Source organism: Vibrio sp. Vb1554, assembly GCF_033344235.1.
This window is the reverse complement of record NZ_JAWPOJ010000019.1, coordinates 21,269-41,361: the sequence shown is the minus strand read 5'-3', so window position 1 is coordinate 41,361 and position 20,093 is coordinate 21,269. Positions and strand designations below refer to the sequence as shown.

Sequence of the window (20,093 nt, the reverse complement as noted above, 5' to 3'; positions counted from 1 at the left end):
TCAGACCTTTTCTTTTTATAGGGGTGTATGCCCATTTTGAAGGGCACATCAGGAGTTAGTATTTTTCGATGATCGCGAGAACATCTTGTGTGTTTTGAGCGGAGCAGATGGCTTCTACATGCTCTTCATTCATAAACAACTCAGCCAGTTTAGAAATCGCATCCACGTGCGAGTTACTGTCTGTCGCGGCTAGCGTAACCAGCATTTTCACTGGGTCGTTACCTTCAGAATCGAAGTTCACGCCGTTTTGAATCACTGTGATGGCAAGAGACAAACGGTTAACGCCATCTTCAGGGCGAGCGTGTGGCATTGCCATACCAGGACCTACCACGTAGTAAGGACCGAGCTCTTCGTGTGAGCGGTAAATAGCGTCCACGTAGCTTGGCTCAATCGCGCCATTTTCAATCAGTGCTTCACAGGATTTACTCACCGCATCTTTCCAGTCAGTAGCATCAGAATGGATGCGAATCACATCAGAGGTAATCAGTTCACGTAGCATTGGATCTTTCCGGTTTGTTGTTTTGTTGATGGGTACTTTATCGATCAATTTGTCAGAAAAACCTGAGAATGATCACAAATGGTAGCGCTATCTGATAGCGCTATCATAAATTGTGATAGCGCTACCATTTTTATCAGTCATCCGAGTTTCATATGCTTGTGATCGACTTCTAATGCGCTAATATCAAAACCACTAAAACGCTGTGGTAAGATGTCGCGGCAGAAAATAGAGAACACTAAATAAAAACAATGAGCGAACCTCGCAAACGAAGAAGTACTGGCAATGTCACCTTGGCGGACGTCGCTAAAAAAGCCGGCGTAGGCACCATGACGGTGTCGAGAGCATTACGAACGCCCGAGCTAGTATCTGACAAGCTGAGAGAAAAGATTCAACAAGTGGTTGATGAGCTCGGCTATATCCCGAATAAAGCGGCAGGGGCTTTAGCGTCTGCTGAAAGTTACTCCATCGCTCTTATCATTCCTTCCCTGTTTGAAAAAGCGTGCGCGCTTTTCTTACCGAGCTTTCAACAAGCGTTGAACAAAGCGGGTTATCAGTTGCTGCTTGGCTACAGTGATTACTCGGTAGAGCAAGAAGAGAAACTGCTTTCGACATTTCTTGAGAGCCGCCCAGCGGGAGTGGTGTTGTTTGGTAATGAACACAGCCAGCGAACCAATCAGCTTTTGGAAGCCTCGAACACGCCAGTATTGGAAATTGCAGAGTTAAGTTCGAAAGCCAGTTATCTCAATATCGGCGTTGACCATTTTGAGGTGGGTAAAGCCTGTACCAAGCATGTGATTGAACAAGGCTTCAAGAACGTGGGCTTCATTGGTGCGCGTGGCGATCACTCCACTTTGCAACGTAAGCTACACGGCTGGCAAAGCGCGATGATTGAGAACTATCTTGCGCCGGATCATTTCTTAACCACGCACGAAGCACCATCTTCACAATTGGGTGCGGAAGGGTTGGCAAAGCTATTGCTGCGCGATTCAAGTTTGAATGCTTTGGTATGTAGCCATGAAGAGATTGCGATTGGCGCGTTGTTTGAGTGTCATCGCCGAGTGCTGAAAGTCCCGACCGACATTGCGATTATCTGTTTGGAAGGTTCTTCCATGGGTGAGCACGCCTATCCAAGTTTGACCTGTGCGGAATTCGACTACGAACGCATGGGGACGAAAGCCGCAGACAAGTTACTGCAAGCCATTAAAGGTGAGCCTGTAGAGCATGCAACGGATATGGGCTTTAAGCTAAAACGCCGAGCGAGTACTGCGATCAACTAACCTCATTTGGTTAGAAACTAATACGTGATACAAAAAACCTCTCGATGTTGAGAGGTTTTTTTATGCGTGAGAATAGTGACTGTCGGCTAAGGACGCTCACCTGCTGCTAGGCGACGTTCGATATCTGCAACCACTTCTGGGAAGTCAGCAATGGTGTCAATTAGGTAATGCGGCGAGCTCTTGAGCAATTTTTCACGTGCTTTTTCACGAGCAGCATTAAGTGTTGCTCCGTCCGCAGCTTGGTATTCTTCAAACGTTAGACCTGCTTCGTTACCAGAAAGCAGCAAGCCAACGGTCCACATACCGGCGTTGTGACCTTCGTCGATACCCGGTGCGGCGTCATCCACTTTGATACACGCATTAACGTCGGTAACATTCAGCTCAATCACGTTTTTCAGTGCCATAAATGGTGCAGGGCGACCACCTTGCGGTAGGTCATCCGTTGCTACTACGTAATCTGGCTTGTAACCGTAATCCGCTGCAACAGGAATCAGTACATCCATCACTTCGCGAGGGTAACCAGAACAAGAACCGATCTTGATGCCTTTGTCTTTCAGACTGTTCACAACTTCAATCGCATTTAAGATAGGCTCTGCATGGTCAGCCACTTTTGCTTTTTGCAGAGGCATAAATGCTGCGTAGATAGCGTCGATGTCTTCGCTGGTCATTGAGCGACCAAACTTCTCATTCCAACGCTTATCAACCGCAGGGATGCGACCCACTGCTTGGATGTGCTCCCACTTACCAAGACCCATTGGTTCGCGCGCTTCTTCAAGGTCGATTTCAAAATTAAAGCCTTGTTTGAATGCTTCCACAAAGATGCTGGTTGGCGCAAAAGAGCCGAAATCGACGATAGTGCCAGCCCAGTCAAAGATCACTGCTTGAATTGGTGAGTTGCTCATGTTCAATCCTTTTTCTTGCTTGCCAGAGCGCTGCCTACACATTGGAACCGCGCTCTGAATCAATTGGTGTTTGTTGAGGTCTATTGACCCTAGAAGTAGTTAAAGTCTTTGCACACTTTGGCGATCGCTTCTTCGAAAATTGCCAACGCTTCTGTCAGCTGTTCGTGAGTGATGATCAGCGGTGGGCTGAGTTGAATCACGTTACCTTGCGATACCTTGAAGCTCACTCCGTTGTTGAGGCATTGGTACAGCACAGCTTCCGCTTCGTCATACGCGCGTGCTTTGCTTTCGTGGTCGGTGACCAGTTCAATGCCCCATAACATGCCGATGCCACGCACATCACCAATCACTGGGTATTTGGCTTTCATCTCTAGCAGCTTTTCACGCATGAACTGGCTGTCGGCTTTGGCTTTATTTAGCAAGCCGTCTTGTTCAATGGCTTCCATGGTTGCCAGTGCTGCAACACAACCGATAGGGCTTTTCTCATGAGTGTAATGACCCATGGAGATTTGCTCGGCGGTGTTGTATTTGTCTTTGGTGACCATGGCTGCGATAGGCACTAAGCCACCACCCAAGCCTTTACCGATGCACAGCATATCTGGCTCGATGTCGTAGGCTTGGTAGGTAAACCATTCACCGCTGCGACCCATACCGTTAGGGATGTCGTCGATGATCAGCATGACATTGTGTTTGTCACAGATTTCACGGATGCGTTTCCAGTAGGCTTTGCTCGGCACTTGAACATCCGTGTTGCGAACCGCTTCTGCGATAAATGCGCCCACGCCGCCTTCTTTCTCAATCACGTATTCGAGGTAATCGGCGTAATGCACGTCGCTGCCGTCCTCTACTGGGAAAGCGCCTCGGTAAGACACGGCTGGTGGAATGCGCTCAACACCTGCCATTAATGGTCCCATACCTTGGCGGAAACACGCTTCGCCACCTACTGAGATGGCATCCAATGATGCGCCGTGGAAGGAATCCCACAGCGACACCACCTTGTAATTGCCCGTGATGTGGCGTGCTAATTTAAGAGCCATACCAACCGCAGATGTGCCACCCGGAGCAAACAGCACGCGGTTCAATTCGCCGCCACAGATTTGGGTGAGTTTTTCGGCACATTCAATCGCAGTTTCATTGGTAAAACGACGTGGTGAAAACGGCAGTTTGGCAATTTGCTCTTGCACACGTTTAATCACATGCGGATGACCGTAGCCCAGCTGATGGACGTTATTGCCATGGAAGTCCATGTACTTTTTGCCGGTGGCATCTTGGATGTAGATGCCTTCTGCTGCTTCCAAGGTATCTAAGCAAGGCGTCGACATGGCTTGATGAAGAAAGACTTCCGAGTCACGCTTCAATAATGCTTGCGTGCGTTCGTCGTCCATCGATGCATTCCAAGTTTGGCGCGCTGGTGTCGTGTTGACATCACCTTCGCTGCGGAAATGAGTCGGTTTGATATTCTGAGTCATAACGCTTTCTCAATCAGAAGGCTGCTTTACGCAACTTGCCAGTACATTGCTTTTTCAATTGCACCGATTAAGCGCTCGATATCTGCTGGGTAAACTTCGCCAATGTTGCCGATGCGGAAGCAATCTGCGTTCGATACTTTACCCGGATAAATCACGAAGCCTTGCTCTTTCAAACGCGTGTAGAACGCTTTGAATTGGTAATCACTGTGAGTTGGAGAGTAGAAAGAGGTGATGATAGGCGAGTGAAGGTCATCACTCAGTAGCGGCTCAAACCCCAAAGAACGCATACCTGCAACCAGTGTTTTCTGGTTAGTTTGGTAGCGGTTATGACGAGCCTCAATGCCGCCTTCTTGTTCCAGTTCTAGCAATGCTTGATAGAAAGCGCGAACTGTGTGCGTTGGAGACGTGAAACGCCATTTGCCGTGGTTCACTTCCATACAGTGCCACTGGTCGTAAAGATCAAGGCTCAAAGAACGCGCCTGACCTTGGCACTTTTCTAGCTCAGTTTGTTTCGCAATCACAAAGCCAAAACCCGGTACGCCTTGAATACATTTGTTTGCAGAGCTGATCATAAAATCGATGCCTAGCTCTGCGATATCGATAGGAATGCCACCAAAGCTCGACATGGCATCGAGAATCACGACTTTACCGTGTGCTTTTGCCGCAGAAGCAAATGCCTCAATTGGATTCAGCATGCCAGTGGTTGTCTCACAGTGAACAATCGCCACGTGTGTGATCGCAGGATCCGATGCCAATGCAGTTTCCACCTCGTTCAAGTGTGGCTGTGATGTTTCGCCTGGGGAAACTACATGGCATGGAATATTTAGGTAATCAGCGATCTGAGCGATACGCGCACCGTAAGCACCGTTGTCGACAACCAACAATTTTCCATCTTTGCCAATGGCACTGCCAATCGTTGCTTCTACTGATGCGGTGCCGCTACCTTGCATTAGTACGCTAGTGTAGCCGTCTTGCTCCGTCGCCAGTTTTACAAGCTTAGTGCGGATCACTTCTACAATGTCTTTGTTGTATTCATCATCCCAAGTACACCAGTCTTTTAGCATGGCTTCACGTACTGTTTCAGAAGTAGATAGAGGACCTGGAGTCAGTAGTAGGTATTCGTTTTTCATCTCGATTTCCATCAGAATAGGCTAGTTGGTCTACACCAAATTTCGAGTTCACTCTAGCGAGGAAGAAAAGGGCAGTAAATAGGCGAATGTCCAATTTCATAAAACTTTAATATCCAGAAAATGGTGGATCAATTGAACGATTATTCATCGAAAATTTTCGTAAAACTGCCATTTAATGGTCATGAATTCGTCACAAAGGCTCAGTAGGGTGTATATCGTCAACTGGTACAGACCAAATAATAACTTGGCCAAATTAACTGGAGGAAATGATGAAAAACCGTTTGATGAAAGGATCGCTGGCTGCACTTGTCTCTCTGCTAGCTACGAATGCAATGGCAGCACAGGAAGTCACGGTTTACACCGCTTTCGAAACTGACATTCTTGCGAAATACAAGTCTGCGTTTGAGAAAGATAACCCAGATATAAAGATTAAGTGGGTTCGCGATTCAACCGGTATCATGACGGCGAAATTGCTGGCAGAAAAGAACAACCCTCAAGCGGAAGTGGTTTGGGGTCTTGCTGGCTCGTCAATGGCACTGCTTAAAGATGAAGGTCTTCTTAAGCCTTACACACCAAAAGGTTTGGAAGAGCTGCACGCGAACCTAAACGACCCTCAATCAAACCAAGCTTGGTTCGGTAACGATGCGTTCTTTAACGCAGTTTGTTTCAACGAAGCGGTAGCGAAACAACTTAACCTACCGAAACCAACATCTTGGGAAGACCTAACGAAGCCGGTTTACAAAGGTCACATTGCAATGCCTAACCCAGCTTCTTCAGGCACTGGCTACATGCAGGTTTCTGCTTGGCTACAAAACATGGGTGAAGATCAGGCATGGAACTACATGCGTGACTTAGACAAGAACATTGCACACTACACGCACTCTGGCTCTAAGCCATGTGTTCAAGCTGGTATGGGTGAAGTGGCTATCGGTATTTCGATGGCGAGCCGCGGCGCGAAGCTGAAAACGCAAGGTGCACCACTAGCGGTTATCACACCAAAAGGCATCGGCTGGGAATCAGAAGCCGTTGGTCTAGTAAAAGAGTCTGATGCAGCGAAGCGCGTTGTCGACTGGTCAATCTCTAAAGCGGCAAACGAGCTTTACGTAGAAATGTACCCAGTGGTTGCACATAAAGAAGTGAAAGCGACCGTGTCTAACTTCCCGAACGTTCAAGAGAACATGGCGAAGATGGACTTCGCGCAAATGGGCAGTAAGCGTGCAGAGATTCTAGCAGCATGGTCTGAGAAGTTTGATGCGAAATCAGAGCCAAAATCTTAATTGAATTTGCTTTGAGTTGAATATTGAAATCCACCTCGGTTGAGGTGGATTTTTTGTTCTCTCTGTTATTTCAGAGTTTGCTGTAAGTAGATTCCTAGTCTCACCTAGGTTCGCTGGAGTGACGGACTTAAGAAAGTTGGGAGCTTCTATCTGCACTCACCACGTCATTCTCGAGAGCGACGGAGGAGCGAGTCGGGAATCTCTAATTACCACTTGAACAAACCTCATCGCCCTTCATCTATTTGTCATCTTCTGGCTATAAATTTGTCATTGGAACGTAACACTCCAAAACTAAAATTGGTATATACCATTTGGAGCATGTGTTATGTCAACTAACCAACATTACCTAAATATCGAAAATGTAGTGAAGCAATTCGGACAGTTCACTGCGTTAAAGAAAATCTCGCTAGCGATTGAAAAGGGCGAGTTCGTTTGTTTTCTTGGTCCTTCTGGCTGCGGTAAAACCACTCTGCTACGTACCATTGCAGGTTTAGACTTGCCAACGTCTGGTGCGATTTTTCAAAACGGTCAAGAGACCACATTCCTACCACCAGAGAAGCGCGACTTTGGCATCGTATTCCAATCTTACGCGCTGTTTCCGAACCTAACTGTGCAAGAGAACATTGCAGTGGGTTTGAAGAACCAAGGTATGTCGACCAAAGAAGCGTTAGAGAAAGTGGATTACTGGTTAGAAACCATTGGTCTTCCAACCTCTGGCGAGAAATTCCCTAACCAACTTTCTGGTGGTCAGCAGCAGCGTGTTGCTTTGGCTCGTGCATTGGCGCTATCTCCGGGTCTACTGTTATTGGATGAGCCGCTGTCAGCGCTGGATGCAAAAGTACGTGTTCACTTACGTGACGAGATTTGTAAGCTGCAACGCAAGCTGGGCATCACCACCATCATGGTTACGCACGATCAGGACGAAGCGCTGTCGATGGCGGATCGTATCGTGGTAATGAACCATGGTGTGATTGAGCAAGTCGGCACACCTCAAGAGATCTACCAACAACCAGCGACGCGCTTTGTTGCTGAGTTTGTCGGCAGCATGAACTTTATAGAAACCTCAGTAGCTACGGACTCCCAAGTACGGATTGCCGAAACCTTGATGCCAGCGCCAAGCTTGACCAATCGTAAGATTCAACGAGGTGACTGCTTCGACCTTGCGGTGCGCCCTGAAAGCATCAAGTTCGTTGAAAACTACACCAACTCTTTACCTGTGCGAGTTACCGCAACCGAGTTTCTAGGGGCGTTTTTCCGCATTGATTGCGTATTGCAAAACGACAGCTCAACGAAAGCCATCGTAGTGGATGTGCCTGTGGAAACGGTTCAAAAACTCAATATCAAGGCGGGCGATGTACGTTACATCCAGTTTGCTGAAGAAGGGCTGCATGGTTACGCCGTGCCCTCGGTTGATAAAGCGCTAGCAGCGTAGGTGTAAACATGGATGCGAAGACAATGACGATGAATAGCCTGACCACACAAGACAAAGCAAAATCCTTACTCGGACGTGTTAGCCGCGACAACCTTGTGTTGTTCGGTCTGCTCGCTAGTTTGTCGACCATGATGGTGCTGTTCATCTTAATGCCGCTTTGGGCAATGTTGATCAAGAGTGTGCAAAATGCCAATGGCGAATTTGTCGGTCTGGCAAACTTTGCGACGTACTTTTCCTCTTCAAGCTTGTGGGTGTCGGTGGGAAACACCTTCACTTTGGGCGTGATTGTGACCTCTGTAGTGGGTGTGCTTGCGTTTGGTTATGCCTACGCGCTGACTCGTTCATGCATGCCGTTTAAAGGCTTGTTTCAAATCCTAGGCACTGCGCCAATCCTTGCGCCTTCGTTGTTGCCGGCGATCAGTTTGATCTTCCTTTTCGGTAATCAAGGCATTGCCAAAGAGATGCTGTTAGGAAACTCGATTTACGGCGTGATTGGTATCTCGATGGGGTTGATCTTCTGGACCTTTCCTCATGCATTGATGATCTTAACCACTTCGCTGCGCACTTCTGATGCTCGCTTTTATGAAGCAGCCCGCGCACTGAAAACTTCGCCCATCAAAACCTTCTTTATGGTGACGTTACCTGCGGCGAAATACGGTTTGATCAGTACGCTTATCGTCGTCTTTACGCTGGTTATCACGGACTTTGGTGTGCCGAAAGTGATTGGTGGCAGCTATAACGTTCTGGCGACTGACATCTTCAAGCAAGTTGTGGGACAGCAAAACTTTGCCATGGGTGCGGTGACCAGCATTATGCTGCTATTTCCTGCGGTAATGGCGTTCGGCGCAGACCGTTGGGTACAGAAAAAACAAAAGAGCTTATTTGACACTCGCTCGGTGCCATATCAGCCAGAACCCAACAAAGCGCGCGACAGCATTTGTTTGGTTTACTGCAGCATCATTTCTATCGTAGTGCTGGCAGTACTTGGTATGGCGGTGTATGGCTCGTTAGTTACGTTCTGGCCTTGGAACAAAGCGCTGACGCTAAACAACTACAACTTTGCTGAAATGAGCACCTACGGTTGGAGCCCATTCTTCAACTCGCTAACGCTGGCAGGTTGGACAGCGGTTATTGGTACAGCAATCATCTTTGTCGGTGCTTACTGCATTGAGAAAGGGCGTGCGTTTGGTCCAATTCGTCAAGTGATGCAAATGCTTAGCGTGGTGCCAATGGCGGTACCGGGTATGGTGCTTGGCTTGGGTTACATCTTTTACTTCAACGATGCGAACAATCCTCTGAATGTGCTTTATGGCACCATGGCGTTCTTGGTGATTAACACGGTAGTGCATTACTACACAGTGGGTCACATGACCGCCCTGACAGCGCTAAAGCAGTTGCCATCGGAGATTGAAGCCACAGCAGCATCGGTGAAGCTTCCTCAATACAAGTTGTTCTTTAAAGTGACATTACCTGTGTGTTTACCTGCGATTTTGGACATTGCGACTTACTTGTTTGTTAATGCATTGACCACCACTTCTGCGGTAGTATTCCTTTACTCAACCGATACGATTCCGGCTTCGGTCTCGATTCTGAATATGGACGATGCAGGTCAAACTGGCGCTGCAGCGGCAATGGCTGTCATGATCATGATTGCTGCCGCAATTGCGAAGATTGTTCAGATGACTTTGGGTAAATTGTTAGAAAATCGCACACAAGCTTGGCGCAAAAGATAAGGACACTTCGTGCAATACGTAAAAATTAAAGATTCGATTGTTGAACAGATTGAAGCGGGCATGCTATCGCCGCGTCAAAAACTGCCAGCAGAGCGTAAGTTGGCGGAGTCGTTCGATACTACACGCGTCACTCTGCGTGAAGCTTTATCACTGCTAGAAGCGGAAGGTCGAATTTATCGCGAAGATCGCCGAGGTTGGTTTATCTCACCTGAGCCATTGCGTTACGACCCTACCCAAACGCTAAACTTCCCGAACATGGCGAAAGCGCAAAATCGTGTGCCAAAAACAGAGTTGGTCGCAGCAAAAGGAACGTTGGCAAACAAACAAGCGGCGCGCTTGCTGGACTTGCAGCCTTTCTCGGATGTGTATCGAGTTGACCGTGTGCGATACCTTGAAGACAGGCCTGTGGTATTCGTAACAAACTACATTCGCCCAGAGCTGTTTCCGAACCTGTTGGACTACGATTTATCAAATTCACTGACGGACATTTATCGCGATCATTATGGCGTTACATATCAAAAGATTCGCTACCGCATTTCAACCAGCACTTTGTTGGGTGAAATGGCTCAAGCACTGCGCGCGACAGCCGGCACGCCAGCGATGGTGGTGGAGCGCATCAACTACAACCAGCACGGTGAGTTGATTGATTGCGATATCGAGTATTGGCGACACGATGCTATCAGCATTGAATCTCTTGCGGAACTCAATCGTTAAGTGGATTTTCTCATTATATAAGGCTCCATCTCGGGGCCTTTATTTTATTCAGACAGGAACATTGAAATGGATTTGTTGGCGATTGGTCTCGTCGTTTTTTCTGCTGTTCTTCATGCGGGCTGGAATATCCTTGGAAAAAGCAACTCTGGGTCAGGGCTCGCGTTTACCATGGCCGCCAGCTTTTCAGCATGTTTCATTCTTACCCCTTATTTGATTTGGTATTTGGCAACCATTGGCTGGACATCATTACCGAGTGAGTTTTGGGGATTGCTGTTCATTAGCGGCATTTCACAAATGGTCTATCTAGTCGGTTTGATTGTCGCTTATAAGCACGCAGACGTGGGGGTGGTTTATCCAATTGCTCGGGCGTTGCCTGTGATGATGGTCGGCGCAATCAGTGTGGCATTAGGGCATGAATTATCCAGTCAGCAGTGGCTTGGATTCTTGCTGATAACCCTTGGTTGTATGCTGGTACCACTGACGAACTTTCGTCAGATGACGCTGAGCTCTTATTTGAATGTCGGTGTGTTCTGGGCATTAATTGCCGCAATAGGCACAACGGGTTACTCCGTGGTTGATAAAGAAGCGCTGAGTTTACTCACAGGACAAGCATCAGAGATCTTGAATGATCAGTACAGTGCAATCTTCTATTTGGGCGTGCAGTTTTGGGCAATTGGTATTCCTGCCCTTGTGTGGTGCTTGGTTACGGGCAAACCAGATGAGATTAAGACAGCCTGGCATATCCGAAAAACAGCCAGCATGGCAGGGGTAATGATGGCATCCACCTACGGCTTGGTGCTGTTTGCGATGACCATGACCGACAACGTGAGTTTGGTCGTAGCACTAAGGCAAATCAGTATTGTGTTTGGATTGTTTATGGGGATTTGGTTTCTGTCTGAGAAATGGTATCTCACCCGAGGGCTTGGCGTTACTTCTATCGTGGCGGGGATCATTCTCGCGCTTGCGTATTGACCTATATTCACGAAAAAAGGCAGCGAATGAGCCTCTCGCTGCCTTTTGTATTAACTTGTAAGCCTTGTTTAAAAACGCAGTTGCGCACCAAACATCACGCCACTAGAGTCAAAATCGCTGTTTTTTGAGTACACATATTCTGCATTCAAACCAAAGTGTTTATAGCTCCAGCCGATACCGCCAGCCGCTTCACCTCCGACACTTGAGTGTTCGATGTTCTTGCTCTGACCGTTCACTTTATAAGTGTATTCGAGAGTGTAGAGAGTGACACCTGCCTTGCCGTACAGTTCGAAACCTGAACCCAGAGGATAGCTAGCATAGCCACTCAAGCGAGGTCCGGAGAAGCTCGTATCGGTGACTTCTGAAATCGGACTCACGAGTATCGAGCCGATACCGTCAAACGCGCCTTTATAACCTGCTTCAATACCAAAGTTATGTGTTGGCATGTAGCGGTAATATATTTCACCTAAGAACATGTCGCCTGATTCTTTGCTTGTCGGAGCATCGTAGTTCACATCGCCATAGCCAATGTTTGTACCTATGATGTGCTCACTGGTTTCTGCATTGGCTGACAAAGAAAAAGCCGACAACACTAAAGCAGTAATGAATGAATAACGCATGAACGCTTCTCCTTAGCTTTTAGCTTGCTCGCCTTTTAATATTTGTTCGAAAGTGATCTTGGTGTTGTCTAGCCATTCATAACGGCGACGATACATCGAACGCTTAGAGCGCGACATGCCTTCGATATCTCGACGGGGTGCATTTACATCAATTGAGTAAAAATGACGATTGTATTCGGTGCCGCCCAATTCTTGCCAGAGTGCATCGTAATCCGTTTTGATTCGCCCTTTGCTGTAGCGCTTAGCTGCGTAAGTATGGGACTGCGTTTTCACTGCTAGAATCGTGTTCACTTCCCAAATTTGTGCGAGCAAAGTGAGCAAGCTCACCATCAAGCTTTTTGGTCTCTGTCCGTAAAGCTTACGAGTTAGCTTTTTAATTTTCGCGTTGTTTTCTTCACTGCTTCGCGGTCCTTGTAAGCCGCCAATCATAATGCTGCGTCCAGATTCGATGTGACCGAGCGTAAAAGAGAGCGTGTAGAAGTTGCCATCTTCAGCGCTGTGCAGCACTAGGCTCATGTCGCCTTCTTTTTGATAACGTGCTTCGTATACTAATCTCACCGAGTACAGTATTTCGTCAATTTCAAAAGAGGCTAATGTTAGGCCTTTCGAGTCTGTGTAGATTTCTTCGATTGTTTGTTTAGAAAACAGTTCTGAAATCGTTTTGTAGTGATCAACCACCAAGTTAGAACGATCGAACGCTGAGTTGTTTTTGATGATATACGGACGAAACGGCTTCTCTAAAAATCGATGCGTACGTGTACAAAGCAACTCTAACAATGACGATTCAATATTGTCTGAAAGGTGCTTAAACGCACGTTTGTAATAAAGCGCACGTAAGATGAACTTAGCTCTGTAGGTCCAAATTGGCTTGTAGACATCAGCATAATCATCTGAGTAAATCGATTTGCTATGGTAAAAAATGGATTTGTTCGCGGTCATTTTCACTCCAGATTAACTTGTGCTCAATAGCGAAAATTAAGAACCGACGGACGAGCAGCGAAGAACCCGAAAAGGAGGAATGCAAAGCACGACTGAAAAGAGGTGGTTTTTGCTGTGTCCGACGTTTGTGTAAGGTTTTGAACGGTGTTCTTTTGCTGGAATTCTAAGAGAAAATTGACCTTAGGTATTGTATGGTTTGGTAAGGAAGTGTCAGGTTGAAACCCATTGTTCAAAAGGAAGAAAATGCGAATGTCGGCTGAATATGACGTTGAGTTGCTAAGTTAATGTGAAATAAGTTGAACGAAAATTGAACATTATTTGAAATTGTTTTGACGTGTTTTAGGTCTTTATACGTACCTTATAAGTATCGAGCCAATTTTGGCCCGATGTAAAGGTAAGTAAGGAGAGGTTTATGAAACGCTTAACAACTTTAGCAAGTACGATTGCTCTGATTGCTGCACCTTCTATGGCTCTTGCTGGTGGTTATCATTGGACAAACGATACCGAAACTATCCATGGCGACGTAATGGATAGCAAACAAGCGGCTTATGAAATGGGCCGAGACATGATCCAAAGCTACCAAAATAAATCATCTGGACAACTCCGTGATGAGTTTACGAGCCTTACAACGTATGTTGATCGCCAATCGTTTTCTATCACTGACTCAAAAGTCATGGTAAATGAGTTCTTGCAAAGTGACGGGCAAGTTGTTTACCAGCCTATTCTCAATGTTCAATACGAGTACCGCATGCGTGATACCGGTAAATATTAACCAGTAAGACGGACTCGAATTGTTTACCAGTAATATTTTTGCTGTTTGTTTTGGGGAGCCACGAGCTCCCCATTTTGTTTTTGTTGGAAGCGAAAATTCGCACACTCTCAGTGCAACATTTTCTATCGCTCAGCGTTAGATTTTCTTGCTCGTTGATTGTCATCATCGTTTGTAAAGTGTTTGCGGAAATGGATGTAACGCACTAACGAGGATACCCGATGACACATCATTCATATTGGTTCAAGCAGGCAATTGAAGCTGAGCAACCAGAAACGCCACAACCGTTACAGCAGAACATTAATAGTGACGTTGCGATTGTTGGTGGCGGATACACCGGACTTTGGACCGCGATTATGATTAAGCAGCAATCTCCGGAAAAAAAGGTAGTCGTGATTGAAAAAGGCCTTTGTGGCAGTGGTGCATCGGGCGCAAACGGCGGTTGTATGTTGACTTGGTCTACCAAGTTCCCGACATTGAAACGGTTATTCGGTGAAGAACATGCTGCTTGGTTAGTAAAAGAGTCGGAACAAGCAGTGCTCGAGATTGACGACTTTTGTCAGCAGCACAACATCGATGCGCAATTATCGTTAAAAGGGGTTTATTACACTGCAACCAATCAGGCTCAAACTGGGGGAATGCAGCCAGTTGTGGACGAGTTAAAGCGATTAGAAGTGAACAGTTGGCGTCGTTGCTCGGTGGAGGAACTGCGTGCCAATGCGGGTTCACCTCGACATATAGAAGGCTTTCACTCTCCAGTTGCAGCCAGCGTTCAACCTGCATTATTAGTGAGGGGGTTACGCCGTGTTGCTATTGATCTGGGTGTAGAAGTTTATGAGAACACGCCGATGACGCGTCTAGATTATGGAAAACCTGCCATTGTCTGTACACCTAAAGGAAACATTCAAGCGCAGCAGGTGGTATTGGCATTAAATGCATGGATGGTGGAGCAGTTTAAACAGTTCAAAAACAGTATCGTGGTGGTTTCTTCCGACATGGTGATCACCAAGCCGCTTGGTGATTCACTACCTCTATCTGGTTGGCAGGCAGGTTTTAGCGTGTTGGATTCACGTATCTTCGTCCACTATTACCGAGATACGCCAGATGGCCGTTTGATGTTGGGGAAAGGCGGCAATCAGTTTTCTTTCAATAACCAAGTTGACGCAATGTTTAACAAGCCAACACGCTACCAAGGTCTACTGCGCAAGTCGTTCGATAAGTTGTTTCCTCATTTGAGAGGAGAGGAGTTTGCTTATTCATGGACGGGGGGCTCTGATCGTTCTGCTACTGGTTTCCCTTTTTTCGGCGAGCTAGATAAACAGAGCAATATCTTTTACGGATTTGGTTATTCAGGCAATGGTGTAGCGCAGACTCGAATGGGCGGAAAAATCTTATCTTCGTTGGCATTGGGAATCGATAATGAATGGACGAAAAGCGGTTTAGCCAAAGGGCCGTTGGGGCATTTCCCACCAGAACCGCTTCGCTGGACCGGGGCTATGATAGTGCGCAACGCGGTACGTCGAAAAGAGGAAGCAGAAGATAACGAGAAAACGCCGTTTATCTGGGATAAGTGGCTAGCAAAACTTGCAGGACCAGCAGGCAAAGCGGATAAGCTTGACTAAACTGAAGACTTTAGCCACAAACGAGACAGTTTGCAGTGAAAGTCATTGGGGCGCGATGAAGCCTTGTGTTAGCCTCTGTCTTTCAAGCTCAGATTTAAAAGGTGAGTCATAAAATGAAAGTATTCAGCAACTTCGATAGCGGCAGCATTCACGTAGTGAAAGCGGACGACAAAAACGACATCCAACTCAAAATTCCTAACGACAATATGTCGGAATTCTACCAGTGGTTCCACTTCCGTCTTGAGACAGAAGCTGAGCAATCGCACACCATCAAATTGCTTGATTTGGCTAAATCGGCTTATCCAGAAGGATGGCAAGGTTACGATGTGGTTGCGTCTTACGATCGTGAAGAATGGTTCCGAGTACCGGCAGAGTTCGATGGCGACACGGTGACTTTCACTGTAATCCCTGAGCGCAGTTCAATTTACTTCGCGTACTTTGCGCCATACACGTACGATCGTCATTTAGACTTGTTACACATGGCACAAAGCACGCACCATTGCCAACTTGAAACACTAGGCCACACATTAGACGGCAACGACATGAGCTTGCTTACTTTCGGTGAGCCAGAAGAAGGTAAAAAGAAAATCTGGATGATTGCACGTCAGCACCCAGGTGAGACAATGGCGGAATGGTTCATGGAAGGTATGATCCAACGTCTGTTAGATGAAAACGACACGGTTGCGCGTGCATTGCTTGAAAAAGCGGTGCTTTACGTCGTACCAAACATGAACCCAGACGGTGGTATTCGCGGTCACTTGCGTACCAACGCAGTAGGCGTAAACCTAAATCGTGAATGGCAAACGCCATCAATGGAAAAGAGCCCAGAAGTCTACCTTGTGCGTCAGCGCATGCTGGAAACGGGTGTTGACATGTTTTTAGATATTCATGGCGATGAAGCGATTCCGTATAACTTCGTCGCTGGCTCAGAAGGTATTCCTTCTTACGATGAAAATCTTGCCGCTTTAGAGACATCATTTAAGCAAGCGTTACTGACTATTACGCCAGAGTTCCAAGATGAGATTGGTTACGATAAAGATGAGCCTGGTAAAGCGAATTTGACGGTCGGTTCAAATTGGGTTGCAGAGCAGTTCAAATGCTTGTCTTACACAATCGAAATGCCATTTAAAGATAACAACAATCACCCAGATCCACTTTACGGTTGGTCTCCTGAGCGTAGTGTTTTGTTTGGGCAAGATGTATTAGCTGCAACGTTAACCGTAGCGGATAAAATTTAGCTCGACGAGTTAACGCTTTTTCATTATTTCGAAAACAGCTCATTTAAATGAGCTGTTTTTTTGTGCTCTCCAGATCCACGCTCCCCTGTAAAAATTTGTTGCCATTCACAAGCTTAAATGATGATTCTTAAATTTGAGAAAGTGGCTTTTTATGGTGATTTGCGTCACAGAAAGTTGGCTTCTTTGTGATATTCTCCGCAACGAATTGACTATGGCTAAACCAACGCAACGAACTTTGTTTTTCGGTTGGGTATGCGGATGAAGCTCATGAATAGATGGTCTTGAGGTTACCTTTTTCCGTTTTACGTCATTGGCGTTTGAATATCATTTTTGATTCTTTCCTACGCTATTTAGCTATTTCTATTCGAAGAAAAGAGAAAGTTACGGCTTCATATTTTACGGCAGTATGCTGCCGCGATGTGTTGCTTTGTGTACAAGAAAAAGGAAAAGAATAATGAAAAAAATCGCTATAGCAGTGGCTACTGTACTTGCTGGTGGTGTGATCTCAAACGTTGCACTTGCTGACACTTACATGGGCGGTAAAATAGGTTACAACTCTCTAAACGATGCGTGTTACCTAAACGAACCTTGTGACGACGACAGTTTTGCAGCATCTATGCACTTAGGCTACAGCTTCAACAAGTACGTTGCAGCAGAGTATGGTGTTGATTACCTTGGTGACTTCACTGCAAACTTCAAAAAGCCTGGCCTAAACACCGTTGATGGTGATCTTTGGGCGTTGACGCTTGCTCCTAAATTTAACCTACCGCTAACGGATTCTTGGAATCTATTCGCGAAAGTTGGTGCTGCATACATGATGGCTGGTGACGAGAAAGATTTCGTACCAACTGGCTCTCTGGGTGCTGAATACCAAATCAACTACAACTGGAGCCTACGTGCTGAATACCAACGCTACCAAGATATGTCTGATGATGTAATTGAAGACATGGATTCAGATTTCTTCGGTATTGGTTTCAACTACAAGTTTGGTTCTGAGCCTGTCGTTCAAGAAAAAGCCGTTGAAGAGGTAGTAGAAGCACGTCCTGCAACACGCATTGTAGATCATGTTTACCCTGCTCAAACAACAGCGACAGTACAATTCGACTTAGAAAGTGCAGAAGTGAAAGACGCGTCGAACCTTTCTGGTACCGTTGATTTGATGAATACTTACCCACAAGCTCAAGTTGAGATCACGGGTTACAGCGATACGACAGGTTCTGCTGCTTACAACAAGCAACTCACAGAAAAACGTGCGAAAGCCGTTGCTGACGAGTTCCAAGCAAAAGGTATTGCGGCTGAGCGTATGACAGTGAAAGGCATGGGTGAAGCTAACCCAGTGGCAAGCAACGAAACACGTCAAGGTCGTCAAATGAACCGTCGTGTTGAAGTGGTTGTTCCTGCGTTTGAATACCAAACAACTGAAAAAGCAGAATAATTCCTGCTTAAGATAAAGTTCCAAAAGCCAGCGTGTATCACGCTGGCTTTTTTGATCCCGCTTAACTAAGTAGTTGTGTAGAAACATAGTTATATCGGGACGCTTTGACATGTGCTCAACATACGTAAACTCAGCACCTTCATCAATTTGTCATCACCAGTTCATAGCATGACAGCCAAGTGTTTGGGAGAATGATATGCAAAGTTTACCGCCGCTCAATTTGCTCCGAGCTTTTGAAGCCACGGCGCGACTACAGAGTTTTACAAAAGCCGCAGAGGAGCTAAATGTGACTCGTGCGGCCGTCAGCCAACAGGTGAAATCGCTAGAGTCACAGCTCAATGCGACGTTATTCGAGCGTAAGGGCACTCACCTTACGCTGACCTGCTCCGCACAAGAATACTGGCCTGTGGTTAATCATGTGCTTCAAACATTATCGACCACGACGCAGCATTTATTTACTCGTCCCAAGAATACGCAAGTTAACTTACATGTCGCTCACAGCTTTTGCTCTCAGTGGTTAATGCCAAGATTGGCTGATTTTCAGCGACAATTCCCAGACATCTCCTTTAAAATCTCGACTACTGCTAATACAGTTCCAAGCGCCAGTGCGATTGCGGATATCGAAATTATTAACGGAGATGGAGATTGGCAAGAGCAAGAAGCCATACGATTAACCCAAGAAAACTGGATCGTTGTCGCAAGCCCCGGCTTTATGCATTTAAACCCGATAAATGACCTCTTGCAGTTAGCTAAAGCGCCTAAAATTTGTACTGGCGGTTATCATGAATCTTGGCAAGAGTGGCTTACGCACCAAGGTTATCAAGGGAAGGTGAGCAAAGTCGTCGCCGAGTTTGAACACTCATTGCTTGCTATTCATGCTGCGATGAATCAACTTGGCGTGTTGCTGGTAAGAGACTTTCTTGTTGAGGATGAGCTGCAACAGGGCGTATTAGTCCAGGCTGGAAATTGGCATATGCCAAGTTCTGGTGCACATTATATGATGGTTCGAGCATCCGAAAAATCACACGTAAACACCTTTGCTCAATGGTTAATACAGAGTCTTTAATGTTCGTTCAGCGAGTAAGTAGAGCGCATGTGTGGTTTGGCTATTATTAGCAGTAGCAAGTCATCAGTCTAGGACTGAGCGACATGCTTAATGACATCTAATAACCACTGATTTACCGGAGCTTGCTGTTGAGAGCGACGACAGCTCATCACGTAGCGAACATCAAGCTCTAGCCCAGCAGGAAGCGCGATACTCCGGCAACCCTTAGGAACATGTCCACTCATCGTTATGCCAAAATGATTCGTTTGCAGAAGCACTTTTTTAATCATCGCTGGATGCTCAATTTCCACTTTAGGCGTGGTTCTAAAACCCATATGTTTGAGCCTTTCTAACACTGGGTATCGGTAGTCGTTCCATCCCGGCGTTTTAAAAAGTATAAAAGGGTATTCTTCTAGTTCTTGGGAGTTTTGAGCGGGATGATCTTCTCGAACAAAAAATACCGCTTTTCCTCGCCCTAGTTCGGTCTGAACAATTGACTGTGGCAGATCTTCATCAAAGTAATGAATCGCAATGGCGTTTTCACCGTCAATTAATCGTTTTTTTGCTTCGCTACCCCAGCGCAAACATGAGAATTTTGCGTTTGGGGCGTGCTTTAGTAACTCCAAGTAAAACTTGTCACCAAAGTACTCCCAAAACAATGTGTTGGCATAAATAGTGATTGAACCGTCAAAATGAGCTGGTGAAAAATGCTGTGGTTTGATGGAATCAATACTGTTGATTATTTGCTCAAAATGCGCAATGTTCGCTTCCACAAAAGCTGTTGGTTCAAAGCCATTTTTGGTCTGAACGAATAGCGGATCATTGAGCTGAGTTTTCATCTTAGTCAGATTTTTGCTGATTGCTCCTGACGTTTTACCGAGTGATTCTGCGACTAACCGGACGTTACGTAGCTCATACATCCGTTTTAATACCAAAATGTTTTGAATATCCAGATTAACGCTCATACATTCTCTCGCTTGGCTTTTGTCGACAAATCATATCGCTGAATTTCTTAAGAAA

18 protein-coding genes are annotated in these 20,093 nt (G+C 46.2%); 11 read left to right on the top strand and 7 right to left on the bottom strand.

Translation table 11 applies throughout. The features are described from left to right. Positions 1-55: 55 nt before the first annotated feature. Entirely contained in the window at positions 56-499 is a 444-nt protein-coding gene (locus tag R8N28_RS16025) for a PTS sugar transporter subunit IIA (protein WP_025768034.1), read from the bottom strand. Positions 500-747: 248 nt separating this feature from the next. Between R8N28_RS16025 and R8N28_RS16020 the strand changes: the two genes are divergently transcribed. Further along, the gene (locus R8N28_RS16020; RefSeq protein ID WP_005442357.1) at positions 748-1,776 is read left to right on the top strand and encodes a LacI family DNA-binding transcriptional regulator; all 1,029 of its coding nucleotides are present in this window, start codon (positions 748-750) and stop codon (positions 1,774-1,776) included. Positions 1,777-1,862: 86 nt separating this feature from the next. On the opposite strand, the gene phnX is transcribed toward R8N28_RS16020, so the two are convergent. From phnX to phnW, 3 genes are all read right to left on the bottom strand, one after another. Then, complete coding sequence (gene phnX / locus R8N28_RS16015) at positions 1,863-2,678, bottom strand: phosphonoacetaldehyde hydrolase (protein WP_065275119.1); 816 nt, start codon at positions 2,676-2,678, stop codon at positions 1,863-1,865. 89 nt (positions 2,679-2,767) lie between these two features. Continuing rightward, complete coding sequence (locus tag R8N28_RS16010) at positions 2,768-4,147, bottom strand: aspartate aminotransferase family protein (RefSeq protein WP_065275120.1); 1,380 nt, start codon at positions 4,145-4,147, stop codon at positions 2,768-2,770. 26 nt (positions 4,148-4,173) lie between these two features. Next, positions 4,174-5,277: a 2-aminoethylphosphonate--pyruvate transaminase gene (gene phnW, locus R8N28_RS16005; RefSeq protein ID WP_005432490.1), complete on the bottom strand. Its 1,104-nt coding sequence runs from the start codon at positions 5,275-5,277 to the stop codon at positions 4,174-4,176. A gap of 266 nt (positions 5,278-5,543) precedes the next feature. On the opposite strand from phnW, the gene R8N28_RS16000 reads away from it, so the two are divergent. From R8N28_RS16000 to R8N28_RS15980, 5 genes are all read left to right on the top strand, one after another. After that, complete coding sequence (locus R8N28_RS16000; RefSeq protein WP_005384363.1) at positions 5,544-6,554, top strand: putative 2-aminoethylphosphonate ABC transporter substrate-binding protein; 1,011 nt, start codon at positions 5,544-5,546, stop codon at positions 6,552-6,554. A 325-nt stretch (positions 6,555-6,879) separates the two neighbouring features. After that, a complete protein-coding gene (locus tag R8N28_RS15995; protein ID WP_065275121.1) occupies positions 6,880-7,986 on the top strand; it encodes a putative 2-aminoethylphosphonate ABC transporter ATP-binding protein in 1,107 nt (368 codons plus the stop codon). Between the two features lie 8 nt (positions 7,987-7,994). Continuing rightward, the gene (locus tag R8N28_RS15990; protein WP_065275122.1) at positions 7,995-9,719 is read left to right on the top strand and encodes a putative 2-aminoethylphosphonate ABC transporter permease subunit; all 1,725 of its coding nucleotides are present in this window, start codon (positions 7,995-7,997) and stop codon (positions 9,717-9,719) included. 9 nt (positions 9,720-9,728) lie between these two features. Beyond that, entirely contained in the window at positions 9,729-10,433 is a 705-nt protein-coding gene (gene phnR / locus R8N28_RS15985) for a phosphonate utilization transcriptional regulator PhnR (protein ID WP_005442366.1), read from the top strand. Positions 10,434-10,499: 66 nt separating this feature from the next. Then, positions 10,500-11,405, top strand: coding sequence for an EamA family transporter (locus tag R8N28_RS15980; protein ID WP_065275123.1), 906 nt, complete (start codon positions 10,500-10,502; stop codon positions 11,403-11,405). 68 nt (positions 11,406-11,473) lie between these two features. Here the strand turns inward: R8N28_RS15980 and R8N28_RS15975 are convergent, their stop codons facing one another. Then, entirely contained in the window at positions 11,474-12,025 is a 552-nt protein-coding gene (locus R8N28_RS15975; protein ID WP_005374044.1) for an outer membrane beta-barrel protein, read from the bottom strand. Between the two features lie 12 nt (positions 12,026-12,037). Continuing rightward, complete coding sequence (locus R8N28_RS15970) at positions 12,038-12,964, bottom strand: VirK/YbjX family protein (protein WP_005384371.1); 927 nt, start codon at positions 12,962-12,964, stop codon at positions 12,038-12,040. Positions 12,965-13,376: 412 nt separating this feature from the next. On the opposite strand from R8N28_RS15970, the gene R8N28_RS15965 reads away from it, so the two are divergent. From R8N28_RS15965 to R8N28_RS15945, 5 genes are all read left to right on the top strand, one after another. Continuing rightward, positions 13,377-13,736: a DUF3316 domain-containing protein gene (locus tag R8N28_RS15965; RefSeq protein ID WP_064369428.1), complete on the top strand. Its 360-nt coding sequence runs from the start codon at positions 13,377-13,379 to the stop codon at positions 13,734-13,736. A gap of 218 nt (positions 13,737-13,954) precedes the next feature. After that, positions 13,955-15,355: an FAD-dependent oxidoreductase gene (locus R8N28_RS15960; protein ID WP_065275124.1), complete on the top strand. Its 1,401-nt coding sequence runs from the start codon at positions 13,955-13,957 to the stop codon at positions 15,353-15,355. Positions 15,356-15,468: 113 nt separating this feature from the next. Further along, positions 15,469-16,593: a M14-type cytosolic carboxypeptidase gene (locus R8N28_RS15955; RefSeq protein ID WP_065275125.1), complete on the top strand. Its 1,125-nt coding sequence runs from the start codon at positions 15,469-15,471 to the stop codon at positions 16,591-16,593. Positions 16,594-17,047: 454 nt separating this feature from the next. Beyond that, complete coding sequence (locus R8N28_RS15950; protein WP_065275126.1) at positions 17,048-18,028, top strand: OmpA family protein; 981 nt, start codon at positions 17,048-17,050, stop codon at positions 18,026-18,028. 196 nt (positions 18,029-18,224) lie between these two features. Then, a complete protein-coding gene (locus tag R8N28_RS15945; RefSeq protein WP_065275127.1) occupies positions 18,225-19,094 on the top strand; it encodes a LysR substrate-binding domain-containing protein in 870 nt (289 codons plus the stop codon). 68 nt (positions 19,095-19,162) lie between these two features. On the opposite strand, the gene R8N28_RS15940 is transcribed toward R8N28_RS15945, so the two are convergent. Next, positions 19,163-20,038, bottom strand: a complete 876-nt coding sequence (locus R8N28_RS15940) for a LysR family transcriptional regulator (RefSeq protein ID WP_065275128.1) — start codon at positions 20,036-20,038, stop codon at positions 19,163-19,165. Positions 20,039-20,093 lie beyond the last annotated feature (55 nt).